This is a genomic window from Pseudomonas sp. GW823-FHT02E01 (assembly GCF_058797535.1).
The window spans coordinates 1-1,759 of record NZ_JBXAJS010000027.1; the positions used below are offsets into that span (position 1 = coordinate 1).

At 62.1% G+C, this 1,759-nt stretch carries 1 protein-coding gene; it reads right to left on the reverse strand.

What is annotated here, in order from left to right; all coding sequences use genetic code 11:
• Nucleotides 1–1,759, reverse strand: a 1,759-nt coding sequence (locus AC1RDQ_RS28475; RefSeq protein ID WP_492588753.1) for a beta strand repeat-containing protein, incomplete at both ends; no start/stop codon positions are given.

The following is a 1,759-nucleotide window of genomic DNA, read 5'->3' on the forward strand; positions in this document are numbered from 1 at the left end:
GTGATCGGGCCGGCGTTTTCGCCGAGCGTCACGCGGTCAGCACCTTGCACGTCGTTGCTCAGCACGTTGCCGTTGAGGATCAGCAGGGTTTCCGAAGCCGTTGATGCATTGCTGTCGTTCACACCGTTGGGCAGGTCGTCGACGATGTTCACGTCGAGTGAACCGGTGGCAGTGGTGCCGTTGTCGTCGACCACAGTCACGGCGAACTGCTCAGGCAGGGTGTTGGCACCGTTGGCGGTTGGGTGGGCTTCGTTATCGTTCAGGGTGTAGCTGTAGCTCACCATGCCGGTCGCCGCGTTGAACCCGGTAATGGTCAGGGTGCTGCCCAGTGGGGTGGTGATTGATTGCGGGAAGCCGGCAGCCACGCCAGCGGTGACCACGGCGATGCCGCCGACAGTCAGGGTCGTTACACCGTCGAGTGCAGTGACGGTGAAGGTGCCGCTCTGGGTCAGGGCCGACGCGTTGGGGTTGCTGCCGTCGCCGAGATTTTTTTCGTAGACCGTCAGCTCACCGCCATACACGTTGAGGCCGTCGAGGGTCACCGGATTGTCGTTGTTGGAGACGTTGAGCACCAGGTAGGCGGTACGGCTGTCGCCGTCCGAATCGGTGATTGTGTAGGTGAAGGTTTCGGTGCCGTCGCCACCGCCGTGCAGGGCTTTGAAGTCGGCATCGCTGGTGTTGAGGGTGTAGGTGTAAGTGCCATTGGCATTCAGTACCAGAGTGCCGTAGGTGCCGGTGAAGGTACCGGGAGTAATCGGGCCGGCGTTTTCGCCGAGCGGCACGCGGTCGGCGCCTTGCACGTCGTTGCTCAGCACGTTGCCGTTGAGGGTCAGCAGGGTTTCCGAAGCCGTTGATGCATTGCTGTCGTCCACGCCCTTCGGCAAGTCATCGACGATGTTCACGTCGAGAGAACCGGTGGCAGTAGTGCCGTTGTCGTCGACCACGGTCACGGCGAACTGCTCAGGCAGGCTGTTGGCACCGTTGGCGGTTGGGTGCGCTTCGTTATCGTTCAGGGTGTAGCTGTAGCTCACCACGCCGCTCGCCGCGTTGAACCCGGTAATGGTCAGAGTGCTGCCCAGCGGGGTGGTGATCGATTGCGGGAAGCCGGCGGCCACGCCAGCGGTGACCACGGCGATGCCGCCGACAGTCAGGGTCGTTACACCGTCGAGAGCAGTGACGGTGAAGGTGCCGCTCTGGGTCAGGGCCGATGCGTTGGGGTTGCTGCCGTCGCCGAGATTTTTTTCGTAGACCGTCAGCTCACCGCCATACACGTTGAGGCCGTCGAGGGTCACCGGATTGTCGTTGTTGGAGACGTTGAGCACCAGGTAGGCGGTACGGCTGTCGCCGTCCGAATCGGTGATTGTGTAGGTGAAGGTTTCGCTGCCGTCGCCACCACCGTGCAGGGCTTTGAAGTCGGCATCGCTGGTGTTGAGGGTGTAGGTGTAAGTACCATTGGCATTCAGCACCAGGGTGCCGTAGGTGCCGGTGAAGGTGCCGGGGGTGATCGGCCCGGCGTTTTCGCCGAGCGGTACGCGGTCGGCGCCTTGCACGTCGTTGCTCAGCACGTTGCCGTTGAGGGTCAGCAGGGTTTCCGAAGCCGTTGATGCATTGCTGTCGTCCACGCCCTTCGGCAGGTCGTCGACGATGTTGACGTTGATCTGCCCGGTTGCACTGTCGCCATCGCTGTCGGTAGCGACGACGTTGAAGTTCTCGGTCAGGCTGTTGGTGCCGTTGGCGGTTGGATGGGCTTCGTTATCGT